This is a genomic window from Marinobacter lutaoensis (assembly GCF_001981305.1).
Lineage (GTDB): Bacteria > Pseudomonadota > Gammaproteobacteria > Pseudomonadales > Oleiphilaceae > Marinobacter > Marinobacter lutaoensis.
Window position 1 is genome coordinate 199,100 of record NZ_MSCW01000005.1, and the last position, 15,590, is coordinate 214,689.

Annotated in this window: 16 protein-coding genes; 11 read left to right on the forward strand and 5 right to left on the reverse strand. The window is 64.8% G+C overall.

The annotated features are described in order from the left end of the window. The 3 genes from BTO32_RS07165 to BTO32_RS07175 form a co-directional block, all read right to left on the reverse strand. Positions 1-1,605, reverse strand: a complete 1,605-nt coding sequence (locus BTO32_RS07165; protein ID WP_076723943.1) for an FAD-binding oxidoreductase — start codon at positions 1,603-1,605, stop codon at positions 1-3. 85 nt (positions 1,606-1,690) lie between these two features. Further along, positions 1,691-2,365 (reverse strand): transglutaminase-like cysteine peptidase, encoded by a 675-nt coding sequence (locus BTO32_RS07170; RefSeq protein ID WP_076723944.1) that lies wholly within the window; start codon positions 2,363-2,365, stop codon positions 1,691-1,693. Positions 2,366-2,372: 7 nt separating this feature from the next. After that, positions 2,373-3,023 (reverse strand): type II secretion system protein N, encoded by a 651-nt coding sequence (locus tag BTO32_RS07175; RefSeq protein WP_076723945.1) that lies wholly within the window; start codon positions 3,021-3,023, stop codon positions 2,373-2,375. 200 nt (positions 3,024-3,223) lie between these two features. On the opposite strand from BTO32_RS07175, the gene gspE reads away from it, so the two are divergent. The 11 genes from gspE to gorA all read left to right on the forward strand — a co-directional run bounded on the left by gspE (position 3,224) and on the right by gorA (position 13,035). Next, positions 3,224-4,732: a type II secretion system ATPase GspE gene (gene gspE, locus BTO32_RS07180; protein WP_076723946.1), complete on the forward strand. Its 1,509-nt coding sequence runs from the start codon at positions 3,224-3,226 to the stop codon at positions 4,730-4,732. A 3-nt stretch (positions 4,733-4,735) separates the two neighbouring features. Beyond that, entirely contained in the window at positions 4,736-5,947 is a 1,212-nt protein-coding gene (gene gspF / locus BTO32_RS07185; RefSeq protein ID WP_076723947.1) for a type II secretion system inner membrane protein GspF, read from the forward strand. A 69-nt stretch (positions 5,948-6,016) separates the two neighbouring features. Then, complete coding sequence (gene gspG / locus BTO32_RS07190) at positions 6,017-6,469, forward strand: type II secretion system major pseudopilin GspG (protein ID WP_245820303.1); 453 nt, start codon at positions 6,017-6,019, stop codon at positions 6,467-6,469. Between the two features lie 6 nt (positions 6,470-6,475). Then, positions 6,476-7,006 (forward strand): type II secretion system minor pseudopilin GspH, encoded by a 531-nt coding sequence (gene gspH / locus BTO32_RS07195; RefSeq protein WP_076723949.1) that lies wholly within the window; start codon positions 6,476-6,478, stop codon positions 7,004-7,006. Next, entirely contained in the window at positions 7,006-7,380 is a 375-nt protein-coding gene (gspI, locus tag BTO32_RS07200; RefSeq protein ID WP_076723950.1) for a type II secretion system minor pseudopilin GspI, read from the forward strand. The genes gspH and gspI overlap by 1 nt, the downstream gene beginning before the upstream one ends. Next, positions 7,380-8,123, forward strand: a complete 744-nt coding sequence (gene gspJ, locus BTO32_RS07205; RefSeq protein WP_076723951.1) for a type II secretion system minor pseudopilin GspJ — start codon at positions 7,380-7,382, stop codon at positions 8,121-8,123. Before gspI ends, gspJ begins: the two co-directional genes overlap by 1 nt. After that, a complete protein-coding gene (gene gspK / locus BTO32_RS07210) occupies positions 8,120-9,127 on the forward strand; it encodes a type II secretion system minor pseudopilin GspK (RefSeq protein ID WP_076723952.1) in 1,008 nt (335 codons plus the stop codon). The genes gspJ and gspK overlap by 4 nt, the downstream gene beginning before the upstream one ends. Positions 9,128-9,129: 2 nt before the next feature. After that, positions 9,130-10,434, forward strand: coding sequence for a type II secretion system protein GspL (gene gspL, locus BTO32_RS07215; protein ID WP_076723953.1), 1,305 nt, complete (start codon positions 9,130-9,132; stop codon positions 10,432-10,434). A 4-nt stretch (positions 10,435-10,438) separates the two neighbouring features. After that, the gene (gene gspM, locus BTO32_RS07220; RefSeq protein WP_076723954.1) at positions 10,439-10,966 is read left to right on the forward strand and encodes a type II secretion system protein GspM; all 528 of its coding nucleotides are present in this window, start codon (positions 10,439-10,441) and stop codon (positions 10,964-10,966) included. 11 nt (positions 10,967-10,977) lie between these two features. Continuing rightward, positions 10,978-11,649, forward strand: coding sequence for a GNAT family N-acetyltransferase (locus tag BTO32_RS07225; RefSeq protein ID WP_076723955.1), 672 nt, complete (start codon positions 10,978-10,980; stop codon positions 11,647-11,649). Between the two features lie 24 nt (positions 11,650-11,673). Beyond that, on the forward strand, positions 11,674-13,035 hold the full coding sequence (gene gorA, locus BTO32_RS07230; RefSeq protein ID WP_076723956.1) for a glutathione-disulfide reductase: 1,362 nt from the start codon (positions 11,674-11,676) through the stop codon (positions 13,033-13,035). A 7-nt stretch (positions 13,036-13,042) separates the two neighbouring features. Here gorA and BTO32_RS07235 read toward each other — a convergent pair whose 3' ends face one another. Next, a complete protein-coding gene (locus BTO32_RS07235; protein WP_076723957.1) occupies positions 13,043-14,578 on the reverse strand; it encodes a sensor histidine kinase in 1,536 nt (511 codons plus the stop codon). Continuing rightward, on the reverse strand, positions 14,575-15,414 hold the full coding sequence (locus BTO32_RS07240; RefSeq protein ID WP_139339033.1) for a type 1 periplasmic-binding domain-containing protein: 840 nt from the start codon (positions 15,412-15,414) through the stop codon (positions 14,575-14,577). Before BTO32_RS07240 ends, BTO32_RS07235 begins: the two co-directional genes overlap by 4 nt. Between the last annotated feature and the right edge of the window lie 176 nt (positions 15,415-15,590).

The window sequence follows — 15,590 nt, forward strand, 5'->3', positions numbered from 1 at the left end:
TCACTCCATCAGAGTCCCGGGGTTGAGCAGGGCCTCTGGGTCGAAGTGCCGTCCCAGAGCCTGAATGGCCGCCATGGCCAGCGGTCCCTTCTCAATGGGCAGATAGGGCGCGTGGTCCTTGCCGACTCCGTGCTGGTGGCTGATGGTACCGCCGTGCCGAACGATCAGCTCCGAGGTGGTGTGCTTCAGGCGCCGCCAGCGCTCGAGCGTACGTTCGTAGCTGTCGGCGACCCGGAAGACGTAGGTGGTATAGATGCTGCACCCTTGCCCGTAGACGTGGGAAAGGTGAGTGAATACGTGGGTGTGTTCGCCGTCGTCGCTCAGTTGCCGGGACAGGTTGTGTTCAATGCGGTTCAGCAGGGCGTCGACGTTGCTCCAGTCGGTGGCGGTTTCCAGGGTATCCACCGCGTAGCCCCGCTGCCACAGGGCCTCCCGGAGGTAGGGCATGGTAAAGCGTTTCTCGGCCCATTTACGACCCAGGCGCGTACCGGTATAGACGCCATCGTGGCTCCGGCATACCGCCCGGGCCTGGGCCAGGGTGGCCCGGCACTGGCGACGTCGGCCGGTAATGCCGAAGGTCATCAGGCATTTGCCCTGGTCCGCGCCCCGGACGGCCAGGAAACGTTCCAGCAAGCGGATCAGGCCGGGGTGGCCGGCGAGGGCAAGCTGTGTTTCCGTCTCCCGGGCGTTGCTCAGACGCAGCATCGACAGCGCCACCCGATCCTGGACCAGCTGCCGGCAGGCGGCCCGGGCCCGGTCCCAATCCGGAAAGAACACGACATGGAAGCTTTCATGTTCGGGCAGTTGGCTGATGCGAACGCTGGCTTCGGTGAGAATGCCAAAACGCCCCTCGGACCCCAGGATCATTTCCCGGACGTCCGGTCCGGCCGAGGAGGCCGGAACCGTGGGTAGAATCAGGGTGCCGGCAAAGGTCTCGAGGCGGCCGCCGGCGAACAGCTGCTCGATACGGCCGTATCTCAGGGATTGCTGGCCGCTGGAGCGGGAGGCAATCCAGCCGCCCAGGGTGGACAGCTCGAAGGACTGGGGGAAATGGCCCAGGGTATAGCCCCGGGCCCGCAGCTGTGACTCCACCAACGGCCCCGGCGTACCCGCGCCGAACGTGGCCAGCCGGCTTTCCTCGTCCAGATCGAGCAGGCGGTTCATTCGGCTCAGGGCCACGGTCAGTACCGGTTGTGCTCCGGCGGGCGGATTGATGTGTCCCACCACGCTGGTGCCACCGCCGTAGGGGATCAGGTGTACGCCGTGGCGGCGGGCGTAGGCGAGCAGGGCGGTCACCTCGTCGCTGGATTCGGGGAAGGCCACGCCGTCCGGGAACGGGCCCATGTCGCCGGAACGCATGGCCAGCCAGTCCGGCAGGCTCTGGCCACGGGCGTGGCGGATCCGGGTTTCCGGCGTGTGGTCGAGCAGGTGGTCGACGGCCGGGTCGGCGGGCAAGCGCGAGGCCGGTACCCGGGCGCAGACCGCCGCCAGGTCGGCGTCGGGTAGGGGCGTGCCCTGGCCGATGCGTTGGCGGAGAAAGTCGTCGCCTTCCGGCGGCAGGTCGAGGGCGACGGCTTCGTCCCCCCATCCGTTCCAGCGTCTCATTCGGTAACTCCATGCTGCGGTGATTCTGCCGGCATTGTAGCGACCGGGGCGCGGGCGTCATTGCCCGCGGGCGACACCGCCAGTGTCATTTGCCGACACCGAACGAGCCCGGACGCAGGGATTCGGTCAGCCGGCGGTTCAGTTCCTGCCAGCGGGACAGCTTCTGCGCCTCGCCGATGCGCCGGTCCCCCGACTGGTTCAGCCAGAGGCCGTCGCCGTTGAAGCTGTACACCGGTTCCAGGTCGGTACGCTGGGAAGCGGGTTTGATCTCGTTGGTCAGGTTGTCGAGGATCAGCGGGTCGGCCCCCGGCTCCGGGTACCAGGCCAGCACCATATGGGCCTGGTTCAGCGTCAGCGCCTTGACATAGACGATGCGGAGCTGGTCGTCCGGCACGCCCATATCCTTGAGGGTCAGGTACTTGGCGATGGAAAAGTCTTCGCAGTCGCCCCCATTGGTGGCCAGAAGTTCAATGGGGGTGGCCCAATAGTCCTCTTCGCCCCAGTGCTGGATGTCGCTGACGAAGCGGACCCGGTTGAAAAACGAGTTGACCAGAAACAGCTTGCGGTCTATGGGGGCGTGGCCTGCCAGGTTCTGGAGCCGCTGCCAGCTTTCCAGCCGCTGATAGGCCGCATCTCCGAATTCACTGCGGACATAGCTCAGCAGCCGGTCACTGAGCTCCAGGGCGGCCACCGCTGAGACCAGGGCCAGCAGAAGCAGGAAGCCAGAGCGTCGTCGGAATCTGGGTACGGCCCTGGCCATGGACGCCTCAGTTCTGGTTTCTCAGGCGTTCTCGCAATTGTTCGAGGCGCCGGCGGATTTCTTCCCGCCGGGCCTGGTCCCTGTTGCTGTCCGGAACCGTTGCGGGGGCTGCGGAGGGGGCGGGTTGCGGCTGGGCCGCGGGCCGGGGTGGCTCGTCGCTGGTCGCCACGGACAGTCCGGACCGGTCCTCGGTGTCGGGGAAGTACAGATTCTCCAGCTTGCCGGAGCGCTCGATGACCACCCGGGTCGGGAAGACGGTGCGCAGACGGGCACCCCCGGGGAGCTCGTCCCCGACCAGATAGACGTCGGTCTTGCCTTTGTCGTCCTCGATCAGCGCGCTGCCGGGAAAGTCGCCGTCCGCCGCCAGCACGCCCCGGAGAGACAGCCGTAGGTTGGTTTCGGGCAGATTTTCGGTGGCAACCGTGGCCTGGGTGCCGGCGTCGGTCTGGCGACCGAACAGGGGCACCGTCTGCCAGTCCAACCTGGGGATGCGCCGGGGCTCGGCCTGGGGCGAAGTACCAGGGGCCGGAGCGGCGGCCCGGGTGGGGGGCTGCTCCGCTTGCCAGAACCGGTAGCCCTGCCAGGTGGTGACGCCTATCATGGCCAGCCCGGCCAGGGCGGCGGCAAGCAGGGGGAGCCGGCGGTCGATCGAGAACATGGAACATCCTGATGCTGGGTGGGGTTGGAAAAAGCCCACAGGTTATCAGACGGAAATGTTTTAGTGGGAGTATAGTGTATAGAGTTATTCAGCGGGTCCATAACCTGTGGTAGCCTTTTCCGAATCGATTGAAACAAAAAGGGTTTCCGGGACGATACCGCCTGCCGCCCCCCCGTCTTGCCAGAGGAACGAGAACGACCTTGAGCACCGAGACCGACGTTCAGATCCAGGAAGCCCCCCTCGGGCGTCTGCCGTTTGCGTTCGCCAAACGCCACGGCGTCATTCTGACCCGATCCGAGGACGGCGAGCCGGTCATCCTGGTGCGCCCGGGCGCGCCCCACACCGCGCTGGCCGAGGCCAACCGCCTGAGCGGCGGCCGGGCCCGCTTCACCACCATTGACGCCGACCGCTTCGACCAGGCCCTGAATGCCGCCTACCAGAGCGATTCCGCCGAAGCCATGCAGATGGTGGAGGGGATTGGTGACGACATGGACCTGGCGTCTCTGGCGGACTCGGTGCCGGAAACCGAGGACCTGCTGGAGCAGGAAGACGATGCCCCGATCATCCGGCTGATCAACGCCATTCTCACCGAGGCGGTCAAGTCGAACGCTTCCGACGTGCACATCGAAACCTATGAAAAGCAGCTGGTGGTGCGGTTCCGGATCGATGGCGTGCTGCGGGAGGTGGTCCAGCCGAAGCGTGCCCTGGCACCTTTGCTGGTGTCCCGGATCAAGGTCATGGCGAAGCTGGACATTGCCGAAAAACGCATCCCGCAGGATGGCCGCATCGCCTTGCGGGTGGCCGGCCGGGAAGTGGACATCCGGGTGTCCACCATGCCCTCGTCCAGCGGCGAACGGGTGGTGCTGCGGCTGCTGGACAAACAGGCCGGCACCATACGGCTGGAGTCTCTGGGTATGGCCGGGCGCGACCTGACCATTCTGCGCAAGCTGATCCACCGGCCCTACGGCATCCTGCTGGTGACCGGACCGACCGGTTCCGGTAAGTCCACCACCCTGTATGCCGCGCTGCAGGAAATCAACGACCGCAGCCGCAACATTCTCACCGTCGAGGATCCCATCGAATACAACCTGCCCGGGATCGGCCAGACCCAGGTCAACCCCAAGGTGGACATGACCTTTGCCCGGGGCCTGCGGGCGATTCTGCGCCAGGATCCGGACGTGGTGATGATCGGCGAAATCCGCGATCTGGAAACCGCCGAGATCGCCGTACAGGCGAGCCTGACCGGTCACCTGGTGCTGTCCACCCTGCACACCAACACCGCGGTGGGGGCGATTACACGGCTGATGGACATGGGCATCGAGCCGTTCCTGATTTCCTCCAGCCTGGTAGGCATCGTCGCGCAGCGGCTGGTTCGGGTGCTGTGCCCCCGTTGCCGGGAGGCCTATACCCCGGATGCCGAACACTGCGAGTTCCTGCAGCAGGATCCGGCGAACCCGCCCACCATTTACCGTGCTCGGGGGTGTGACCATTGCAATCAGCTTGGATACCGCGGGCGTATCGGCATCTACGAGGTGGTGGAAATCAGCGAGGACATCCGCTCTCTGATCCACAAACGGGCTGGCGAACTGGACCTGGAGCGGGAAGCCCGCCTCCGGGGGCCGAGCATCCATGCCGACGGGGTCCAGAAGATCCTCGACGGCGTGACCACCGTGGAAGAGGTTCTCCGCGTGACCCACCGGGGCCAGTAACCGATGCCGGCGTTCGAATACAAGGCCCTGGATGCTCGGGGCAAGCAGCGACAGGGGGTGCTGGAGGCGGACGCGCCCCGGGCGGTTCGTCAGCAGCTGAGGGAGCGGGGACTGACACCGCTGGCGGTCGAACCGGCGGTGGAAAAACAGCGCCGTCGCCGCTTTCTGGGGCCGCGCGGTTCTCTCGGAGCCGCCGACCTGGCACTGATCACCCGGCAGCTGGCGACACTGATTCAGTCGGGCATTCCGGTGGAGCAGGCGCTGGCCGCCGTGGCCAACCAAGCCGGCAAACCGCGTATCCGCGGCATGCTGATCGCGGTCCGGGCCAAGGTCATGGAAGGCTATACCCTGGCGGACAGCCTGGGCGAATTCCCCGGTGCCTTTCCCCGTCTGTACCGTTCCACCGTCGCAGCCGGCGAACACGCCGGGCACCTGGATCTGGTCCTGAACCGACTGGCAGATTACACCGAAAGCCGCCAGGAGTCGCGCCAGAAAATCCAGCTGGCGGCCATCTATCCGATCATCCTGAGCGTGGTCGCCGTGGCCATCGTGGTGTTTCTTCTGACCTACGTTGTCCCGGATATCATCGACGTGTTTCTCAAGCAGGGGCAGGAATTGCCGGTGCTTACCCGGGGTATGCTGGCGGTCTCGGAATTCCTGGCCGATTTCGGTGTCTACCTGTTGATCCTGATCCTGCTCGGCCTGGCGGGGTTTCGCATGGCGCTGCGCAAACCGGGGTTTCGGCGCCGAGTGCACCGTCGCCTGCTGCACCTGCCACTGGTGTCCGGACTGGTGCGTGGGGTGAACACCGCCCGCTACGCCAGTACCCTCAGCATTCTGACCACCAGCGGGGTACCGCTGGTGGAAGCCATGCGCATCGCCGGTGAAGTGCTGTCCAACGACTACCTTCGAGAACAGTTGCGGGACGCCGCCCGGAAAGTAAGCGAGGGCGGGACGCTGCACCGGTCGCTGGAGCAGACCGGTTACTTCCCGCCCATGATGCTGCATATGATCGCCAGTGGCGAGGCCAGCGGCGAGCTGGACGCCATGCTGGCCCGTACTGCCCAGATGCAGGAGAATACCCTGCAATCGAAGATCGCAACGATCGTCGGGTTGTTCGAGCCGCTGATGCTGCTGGTGATGGGGGGCGTGGTGCTGGTGATCGTCATGGCGATCATGCTGCCGATCCTGAACATGAGCAATCTGGTGGGTTGACGGCCACCGGTTTCGAACCCATACCGAAAACGAGAAATGGATGCCATAGCAATGACGACTGACACGAAGATGAATGCAACCTCACGACGCCAACCGGAAACCCAACGAGGGTTCACCCTGATTGAAATCATGGTGGTGATGGTGATCCTCGGCCTGCTGGTGGCCATTGTCGCCCCCAATATCATGGGACGCAGTGACCAGGCGAAAGTCACCATCGCCCAGACCCAGCTCAAAAACATCCAGAGTGCCCTGGACCTGTACCGTCTCGACAACAGCCATTACCCGTCCACCCAGCAGGGGCTGGAAGCCTTGGTATCCAAGCCCAGCGGCACGCCGGAGCCCCGGAACTGGAACCCCGACGGCTATCTCAAAAGTGTTCCCGAAGACCCCTGGGGAACCCCCTATCAATACGTGAGCCCCGGCACCGAGGGCCCCTATGACCTGTACTCCCTGGGTTCGGACGGCCAGGAAGGGGGCGACGGTGACGCCGCCGACATCAGTGTCTGGGACGTCAAGGGCTGAGGGGTTGTGAGGTCCCGGTCGGCGCCGGCGGGGTTTACCCTCATTGAGCTGCTGGTTGTCCTGATCCTGGTGGGGCTGTTGGCGTCGCTGGCGGTTTTCACCCTCGGCGGCTCCCAACAGCGGCAGCTGGAGCGCGCGGTCCAGGACCTTTACCTGCTGATGGGGACGGCCTCGGAGCAGGCGGTCCTGAACAACCTCGAACTGGGCTTGAAGCTCGACCCCGACGGTTACCGCTTTCTCGTCTATCAGGATGACGACGGGAGCTGGCAACCGTCCTCGGAGCGCTTGTTCGAGCCCCGGACCTTTCCCGAGGGGCTGGTGCTCGTCTACGACATCGACAACGAGGCTCCAAAGCTGACGTCTGCGTCCCAGGGCGATCGTCTGGTGCCGGACATTGTGTTCTTCTCCAGTGGCGAGACCACGCCGTTCCGGCTGGAATTCACGGTTGGCCAGGACACCGAGGGCATGCACGTGCTGGCGTCCGACGGCATCACCGGTGTCCGCTGGCACAAGCCGGGCGAATCGGAGGAAGACTGATGCGCGCCGGGCGCGGGTTTACTCTGATCGAGGTTCTGGTGGCCCTGCTGGTGTTCGGCCTGATCGCCGCGGCCGCGGCCCGCGTGGGCAGCCAGTACATCGGCAGCTTCGAACGGATTCGCGACAAGACCCTGGCCGGCTGGATCGCGGAAAACCGTATCAACGAGGCACGCTTGCAGACCGGGTTGCCCGATGTGTCGGAAACCACCCGGGATCTGGATTTCGCCCATTTCCGCTGGCACGTCGTCACCGCCGTGAAAGCAACGGAGGAAGCGACCATCCGGAGGATCGAAGTGCGTGTCGAGAAATACCGGGGAGACGATGGCGACCCGGTGCCGGTACACACCCTCACCGCGTTTCTGGGGACCCGGTGATGCGCCAGGACGGCTTTACCCTGATGGAAGTCCTGATCGCGGTGGCGATCACCGCAGTGATCGGACTGGGCGTCTGGCAGGTGCTCGATGGTGTCGTCACCTCCCGCGACCGGGTCGACGAACGGGCGGCAGCGTTTGATGAACTCCAGCGCACCATGCTGCTGCTGGAGCGTGACCTGACCCAGGTGGTGAATCGCCCGGCGCGGGACCTCTATGGCGATTTCCAGCCGGCGCTGACCAGCCGCGAGGAGGGCTTCGCGCTGATGCTGACCCGCCAGGGCTGGCGCAACCCCCTGGGTCTGCGGCGCAGCAGCCTGCAGCGGGTGGCCTGGGAATACACCGGCAGCGAGCTGCGTCGGCGTTACTGGCCGACGGTGGATCAGGGGCAGGAAGACAACGGCCAGGACATCCTTCTGCTCAATGACGTTCAGGCCTTCCAGGTTGAGTTTCTGGACCAGGACTCGACCTGGCAAGAGCAATGGCCGCCGGATTCGGAGTTGGCCGATACCCTGCCGGGCGAGCGCCCGGAGACCAGCCTACCCCGGGCCATTCGGATCACCCTGGAACACGGGCTGTTTGGCGAGATCGAACGGCTGTTCCCCTTGCCTGATTTCGATCCGGAAGAGGCCCAGGCGCTGATCGACGCCGGCCAGGCTTCTGGGACGGGCACGTCCGGGGACGACGAATCCTCGGAGGAGCCGGAGGAAACCGGCACCGGTGAGCAGGGAGGGACATCCGGATGAGCGCCCGTCGGCTCCGTGTCCCACGCCGGCAGTCTGGCGTGGCCCTGATCATGGTGCTACTGGCCATGGCCCTGGTGGTTCTGCTGGCGGCGGGTATGACGCACCAGCAATCGGTTCGGGTGTTCCGGACTGGACATTACCTGGCCCAGCAGCAGGGATACAGCGTCGCCCTCGGTGCCGAGGATTTCGCCCGCCGGATCCTGACCCGGGATTTCGAGGACGACAAAGAAGACAACGCGATGGTGGACAGCCTGGACGAATTCTGGGCCGCCAATGCCGCGATCCTGCCCCTGGACGACCAGGGGGTGGTGGAGGTCCAGGTGGATGACCTGAGCGGCCGTTTCAATCTCAATGACCTGGTCACCGCCACCGGGCAGGTGGACACCCTGGCCAAGGAGCGTTTCAACCGGTTACTCATGGTGCTCGGGATTTCGGCAATTCACGCCGACGCCCTGGTGGACTGGATCGACGCCAACGACGAACCGGCGAGCGCCTATGGCGCCGAGGACGGCGAATATCTGATGGCAGAGCCCGGATATCGGGCCGCGAACCAGCCATTTGTCAGTGTTACCGAGCTGCGCCTGATCGAGGGCATGACCGAGGAGATCTATCAGACCCTGAAGCCGCACGTGGCGGCCCTGCCGGTTCGGGGGGCGGGCGTCAATGTGAACACCGCCACCGGGCCGGTGTTGCAGGCGCTGCATGAGGAGCTCACCGAAGCGGCCATCGATTCGGTGCTCAAGCGGCGCGAGGACGCCCCGTTCGACAACCTTCAGGATTTCCTGGCACTGCCGGAGTTCGCCGGCTTGGGGCTGACCACCAACGGCCTGACGGTGCAGAGCCATTTTTTTGAAGTTGTTTCCCGGATTACCTACGATGAACGTGTTGTGAACCTGGTCAGCACCGTGTTCCGGAATGGCGAGGGTGAGGTTCGGACCGTTCACCGGGATGCCGGGCAGAAAAACCGCATCACCAAGGAACCCTTTACCATTTCAGAAGGATAGCCATGTCGTACCGCCTTTATGTCCGGCCCGTGCCGCCTTATCTGGAGGCGGAGTCCGCTCCGGCGGGCCAGCTGTATCACTGGGTCCTGCAAGATGCCAACGGTGACACCCAGGCCCATGGCTCCGGTGAAAGCCGGCATTCGATCGAGCAGGTGCTGGCTCAGAATGCCCTGGAACACGTGCAGCTGCTGGGTCTGGTACCTGGCGAGGACGTCCTGTTCTGCGTCGCGGACATTCCCGCCCGTCAGTCCCGCTATATCGCCCAGGCACTGCCCTACGCGGTTGAGGAGCAAATCGCCCAGGACATCGACACCGTACACCTGGCGTTGGGCGAACCCGGCCCGGACGGCTACCGGGTCGCGGCGATCGACCGGGACCGCATGGGTCACTGGTTTGACCTTTTTTCCGGATGGACCGGTACCCGCCTGACCGCCATTTTCCCGGACGCCGCCCTGCTGCCGGCCACCGAGGGAGGCTGGTCCATCTGTCTCGAGCCCGAGCTGGCCATGCTGGTCAGTGATCGGGGGGAATGGCTGAACGTCCAGCCCGACAACCTCGAAATGCTGGCCCAGACCCTGGCCATCCCGTCCGCCGAGGAGGTCGCCGCCGAGGTTCCGGTTACCCTGTTCGTGACCCCCCAGGCGCTCGAGCGCCATGCCTCCGTGGTGGCATCGCTGAAAGCCCCGGGTCGGCTGGCGGTTCGGGAGGAGGTGCTGGAAATCGCCCCGCTGGAGCTGCTGGCCCATGCCGATCACCATCACCTGTGTCGCCCCATCAACCTGTGCCAGGGGATGTTTTCAATCCGGTCCGGCCGCTCCGGGATCCTCGGCCCGTGGAAGCCCCTGGTCGCCGTGGCGTCGGTCTGGTTTGTGCTCCAGATCGCTCTGGAGGTGGGCCTGGGGCTCTATTACCGGCAGCAGACGGAGCAGCTGGAGCAGCAGGCGATGGCCATATACCACCAGGCGTTTCCCAACGACCGGCGCACCCACGCCGGCAATGTCCGTAGGGTCATCGAAGGGCAGTTGCGGGTCGCCGGCGACCGCGGGCCGCAACTGGATTTCATCAACCTGATGAAGTACACCGGCCAGCAGTACAGCCAGCTGCCGGTGCCGGACTCCGTGGTGTTCAACTCGGTGAATTACAGCCGCAATCGCGGTGAGTTGGTGGTCGATCTGAGGGCCGACAGCTATGAACGCCTCAGCGGCCTGCGCAATGGCCTTGCCGGTCAGGGTCTGGAAGCCCAGATCGGCTCGGTCGTCAACGAATCCGGCGGTACCCGTGGCCGCCTGACGGTATCCGGAGGATAAGCCCGTGCTGGAACGTTTCAGGGAACACCCGCTGGTTCGCCGCTGGGTCGCGCGATACGATGAACTGCCCGGGCGCGACCAGCAGGCGCTGCTGGTTCTGGCCATCGCACTGTTGCTGGCCGTGCTGTATTTCGCCGTTTGGAAACCAGCGTCCGATTTTCACGACCAGGCCGAGCAGGCCCGCGACAACGCCGCCGGGCTGCTGGCCTGGATGCAGGCCAACCGGGCCACCATCCAGCAGCTGGCGGGGGCGTCCGACAATACCGGCCCCTCGGTTGACAAACCGGCCGATGGCCGTGCCCTGATGGGACTGGTGACACGCTCCGCCGCCGAGGCGGGGCTGACCCTGCAACGGTTCGAGCCCAGTGGTGAGAACGCCATCCGGCTCTGGCTGGAAAACGTGCCGTTCGCCAGCGTGGCGGCCTGGCTGGAGCAACTCCGGAATGACCATGACGTGGTGATCGACCAGGCCGCCATGGACCGGGACGAACAGCCCGGCACGGTGTCCGTTCGTCTAACACTGACCCTGTAGAGGAAAACGCAATGTCCGACGGCAACGACAACAAGAACAATTTCGAGCCGGTGGTGGTGCGCCTGGATGAGAGCGCACGCAATGAAGCCCAGTCCATCCTGTACCATGCCTATCGGGAAGACCCCACCTTCCAGTACCTGTTCGACCACCGTCGTCCGGGGTACGACCAGCGGGTCCGGGCGACGGTGCGGGAACTGGTCGACTTGTATTTTGAGCACGAACAGGAGGCCGTCGGCGTCATGGTCGACCATACCCTGGTGGCCGTGGCCTTCGTGGGGGAGCCGGAACTGCGCCTGAACCTGGCGCAGCAGCTGAGCTGGCGTATCCGAATGGTACTGACGGCCGGCTTCGCCTCCACCCGCCGATACCTGGAATATCACGAGAAAATCCGCGGCCTGCTGCCCCAGCCCCAGGCGCACCAGCTGCCTCTGATGGGGGTGGACCCGAAGTACCAGAACCGGGGCTATGGCCGTGTCCTGTTGAGGGCGGTGGAGCGCCTGTGCGAGGACAACCCCCGGGGCAGTGGCTTGGTGCTGGACACCGGCAACAGCCGGTACCTGCCTTTTTATGAATCGGAGGGGTTCCGCAGCCTGGGCAAGATCCGGATGGGTGACTTCGAGGATCATGTGCTGTTTCGGCAGTTGTCCGAGGCGAGGCCGGCGGCGTCGGCCGCGCCTTCTTAAATACGTTGGATGGTAGGAGTAAGTGTGTCTGATTCCCGCGAGTTTGACCTGATCGTTATTGGTGCCGGTTCCGGTGGTGTCCGCCTGGCCCGGATGTCCGCGCAGTACGGTGCCCGGGTGGCGGTTGTCGAGTCCCGGTACCTGGGGGGCACCTGTGTCAATGTCGGTTGCGTGCCCAAGAAGCTGTTTGTCTACGGCGCCCATGTTCATGACGAGCTGGACGACGCAGGGGGCTATGGCTGGACCGTTCCGATGGACGGCGTGCGTTTTGACTGGCCGACCCTGGTGGCCAACAAGAACGCGGAAATCGAGCGCCTGAACGGGGTCTACGGCCGTCTGCTGGATACCGCCGGGGTCACCGTGATCCGGGGCGCGGCGTCACTGGCGGATGCCCATACGGTGATTGTGGGCGATCAGCGCTACACCGCCCGTCATATTACCGTGGCGACCGGCTCCTGGCCCTCGGTGCCGGACATTCCCGGCAAGGAGCATGTCCTCACCTCCAACGAAATGTTCTATCTGCCGCAGCTGCCGAAACAGGCGGTGGTCTGGGGCGGCGGTTACATCGCGGTTGAATTCGCCGGCATCCTCTCCGGCCTTGGGGTGGAGACCACTCTGATGTATCGGGGTGAGCGGTTCCTTCGCGGCTTTGATGACGATATCCGACGCTTTGCCGAGCAGGAAATGAGCAAGAAGGGCGTGAATCTGGTCTTCAGGACCAACATCGACGCCGTAGCGCCCTGTGACGGCGGCTACCGTCTGACTCTGGATACCGGCGGGACGATGGAGACCGGCCTGGTCATGGCCGCGACCGGGCGCCGGCCACTGGTCGACGGCCTGGGGCTGGCCGAGGTGGGGGTGTTGCTGGATGATTCCGGCCACATCCAGGTGGATGATCATTTCCAGACGTCGGTACCGTCCATCACCGCTCTGGGAGACGTGATCGGTACGCCCCAGTTGACGCCGGTGGCGATCGCCCAGGCCATGGTCCTGTCGCGTCGCCTGTTCGGGGACGGAGAGGGGACAATGGACTATTCGGTGATTCCGACAGCGGTGTTCTGTCAGCCGAACATCGGTACGGTGGGGTTGACTGAGGCCCAGGCCCGTGACCGTGGCCATCGGGTGCGGATCTACCGCTCCGAATTCCGGCCCATGAAATACACCCTCAGCAGCCGGGACGAGCGCTGTCTGATGAAATTGGTGGTGGATGACTCGGATGATCGGGTACTGGGCGTGCACATGGTCGGCCCGGACGCCGGTGAAATCATTCAGGGGTTTGCGGTGGCCCTCAAGGCGGGGGCCACCAAGGCCCAGTTCGACGCCACCGTGGGCATCCACCCGACCTCGGCCGAAGAATTCGTGACCATGCGGGAACCCGTCGCCTGAACCGGCGTCAGGGGCTGACGTCACCGTCGACGCGCTGCTCGAAGGGCAGCTCGAACCGGAAGGTGGCGCCAGGGTGGCCGGGTTCGGTTTCGAGGTGAACGTGGCCGCCCATGAGTTCCACCAGGCGCTGCACGAGGGACAGTCCCAGCCCGGTGCGGCCTTGGGCGTGGCCCTGGGGCGCGCCTCGTTGCTCGAAGGCGTGAAGCAGGTCGCCAAGGCGGTCGGCGGCCAGCGCCGGCCCCGAATCGCTGACCGTGCAGCGGAGCAGGAGGCGGTTGCCCGCCCCGGGCTGGCAGTGGGCGTGAAGGTCGATGGTGCCCTCGTCGGTAAAGCGGATGGCATGGTCGAGCAGGCAGGCCACCACCTGGCGTAACCGCCCCGGGTCGCCCGTCACCCGGCACGGGGCCGGCCAGTCGCCGAAGAACCTGAGTTTGAGCGACAGGCCCTGCTGCTCGGCAGGTACCCGGTAGGAGGCGGTGCAGTTGGCGATCACCCTGCGCAGATCGAACTCGCGACGTTCCAGCACGAACGAACCGTCGCCCAAGTGGGCATAGCCCAGAAGGTCGTTGATGACCGTCAGCAGGTCCTCGGTGGACTGGCGTGCGGTGTTCAGATAGTCCTGCTGGCATGGTGTCAGCGGATCGCCTTGTACCCGGTCCAGGGTTCCCAGCACCCCCTGCAGTGGTGTACGCAGCTCCTGGCTCATGGTGGCCAGGAACTGGGATTTGCTTTCGTTGGCGGACTCGGCCCGCTGCCGGGCAGCCTCGGACGCGGCCAGCATCTGGTTACGGCCCTCGTCCAGAGCTTCCAGATGCATCGACAGCTGATTCAGCTTTTCGCCGATTTCGATGAGTTCCCGGGAACTGTCCTTGCGGCTGACGGACGGCCTGTCGTATTGCCGGCGAATCAGCCGGTCCACCCGTTCAGATACCCCGTGAATGGGGGCCAGCAGATTGCCCAGAAAATATCGGATGATGACTACCGTGAGCACCAGAAGCGCCGTGCCAATGGCGATGGAGGTCCACAGGATGTCCTGCAGTCGGGCCTGCAGTGCCTGAGTGCTGACGCCAACGGTGATGGTACCCACCCGCAGGGCGCGTGGATTGAAGCCGTAGTCCAGCTCGAACCAGGCATTGGCTTCGTTGCTGCCGATTGCCAGGGGCTGTTGCAGGATTTCCGCCTCGAACGTCTGGTAGCGGGCCGGTTCGCGGCCGCTCGAGGTGTCATCGGGCGCCGGGACCTGGCCGATGACGTTGCCGACCACATCGGTCACCCGGATCCAGTCGACCAGGCTGTTTTTCAGCGACTGGGACAGGATCTGTTCCAGAGCCTGGGTATTGCCGGACACCACCGGGTATTCCAGCGCCGGCGCCAGGCTGTCGGCCAGCAGCTGGCCATTGTCGGCCAGGGTCTGCCGGGCGTCGTCCAGACGGGCCGAGGTGAAAAAACCCATCAGCACAAGAAACATCAGGATAGCGGGCAGGGCGCCGAGGACCAGCAGCTTGCGGGACAGGGTGATGCCGGCTGGCCTGGCGTCGGTCATGGCAAGGCCCTCTGCCGGAGTGCCAGCGCTTCGTCGACCTCGGTCACGATCCGGTCGCGATCCGGCACCGGGATGTTGAGGGACCGGGCGACCTGCCGGTTGATCTCGACGCCGTAGGCTTCGGGGTAGTCCGGTGCGGGGAAAGCTCCGGTCTTGAAATAAGTGTCCAGATAGTGAGCGACCCCATGGATCAGGGTTGGAAAGGAAGAATAGCCGGACGCCAGGGAGCCGGCCTTGACATAAGCCTGACTCGGGCCGATGACGATTTTGTTGCGGCGGTAGGCGGTCAGCAGGATATGTTTGATGGTCCTGGGGTTGTAGATGGCATCGTCCGGGGCGGCCAGTAGAAAATCGCCATAGCTGAGGGCGCGGGCCAGGGTCGGAATCAGCTGCTGTTCGGTTTCCACCACGAACACGCGGGCTTCCAATCCGTAGGCGGGCAGCTGGGTGATCAGAGTGTCGTACAGCCCGATGGACTCCTGGGTTGCCAGCAGGGAAATCCGGGTCGCCTGGGGCAGAATGGCCTTGCCGATCAAGGCCTGGCGCAGCAGCGGGACGTCATAGTAGACGGCGGAAACCTGGCCGGGGTGTCGTTCCGTGTATGCCTGAATAAACGAGCGTTCCACGAACATCGCCAGCACCGAAGCCCTGCGGTTGAACTGGCGCAGGTTGGAGAAGGCGGTGGGTCCCAACGCCACCACAGGGGCGTCGCCCACCAGGGCGGCCCGGTTGGACGGCAACGGAACCAGCGACGTACCGGGGCCGAGGCTGTCCTGAAGCAGCTGCCGGACATGCTGGTCCAGCGCCGCGTTGCCGGAGCCCGCGACGTAGACCAAGTCTGGGTACTTCTTTTCCTGTGTTTCCTGTGACCACGTGGGCGGACAAAGCAGGCCTAGGGCTAGCAGCATGAGCAGTGTTGCGATGCCCGTCGCCCTGACGCTGATCGATGTTCGCTGGCTGTCGTCCTGAGGGTGTTTCATGCCGTCCCGGGTACCGTTCGTTTCTCGGCTGT

What these genes read in the sequence shown, in the direction of transcription:
- BTO32_RS07165 (WP_076723943.1), bottom strand. Translation starts at nt 1,605, where the DNA reads ATGAGACGCTGGAACGGATGGGGGGACGAAGCCGTCGCCCTCGACCTG.
- BTO32_RS07170 (WP_076723944.1), bottom strand. Translation starts at nt 2,365, where the DNA reads ATGGCCAGGGCCGTACCCAGATTCCGACGACGCTCTGGCTTCCTGCTT.
- BTO32_RS07175 (WP_076723945.1), bottom strand. Translation starts at nt 3,023, where the DNA reads ATGTTCTCGATCGACCGCCGGCTCCCCCTGCTTGCCGCCGCCCTGGCC.
- gspF (WP_076723947.1), top strand. Translation starts at nt 4,736, where the DNA reads ATGCCGGCGTTCGAATACAAGGCCCTGGATGCTCGGGGCAAGCAGCGA.
- gspG (WP_245820303.1), top strand. Translation starts at nt 6,017, where the DNA reads ATGAATGCAACCTCACGACGCCAACCGGAAACCCAACGAGGGTTCACC.
- gspI (WP_076723950.1), top strand. Translation starts at nt 7,006, where the DNA reads ATGCGCGCCGGGCGCGGGTTTACTCTGATCGAGGTTCTGGTGGCCCTG.
- gspJ (WP_076723951.1), top strand. Translation starts at nt 7,380, where the DNA reads ATGCGCCAGGACGGCTTTACCCTGATGGAAGTCCTGATCGCGGTGGCG.
- gspK (WP_076723952.1), top strand. Translation starts at nt 8,120, where the DNA reads ATGAGCGCCCGTCGGCTCCGTGTCCCACGCCGGCAGTCTGGCGTGGCC.
- gspL (WP_076723953.1), top strand. Translation starts at nt 9,130, where the DNA reads ATGTCGTACCGCCTTTATGTCCGGCCCGTGCCGCCTTATCTGGAGGCG.
- BTO32_RS07225 (WP_076723955.1), top strand. Translation starts at nt 10,978, where the DNA reads ATGTCCGACGGCAACGACAACAAGAACAATTTCGAGCCGGTGGTGGTG.
- BTO32_RS07235 (WP_076723957.1), bottom strand. Translation starts at nt 14,578, where the DNA reads ATGACCGACGCCAGGCCAGCCGGCATCACCCTGTCCCGCAAGCTGCTG.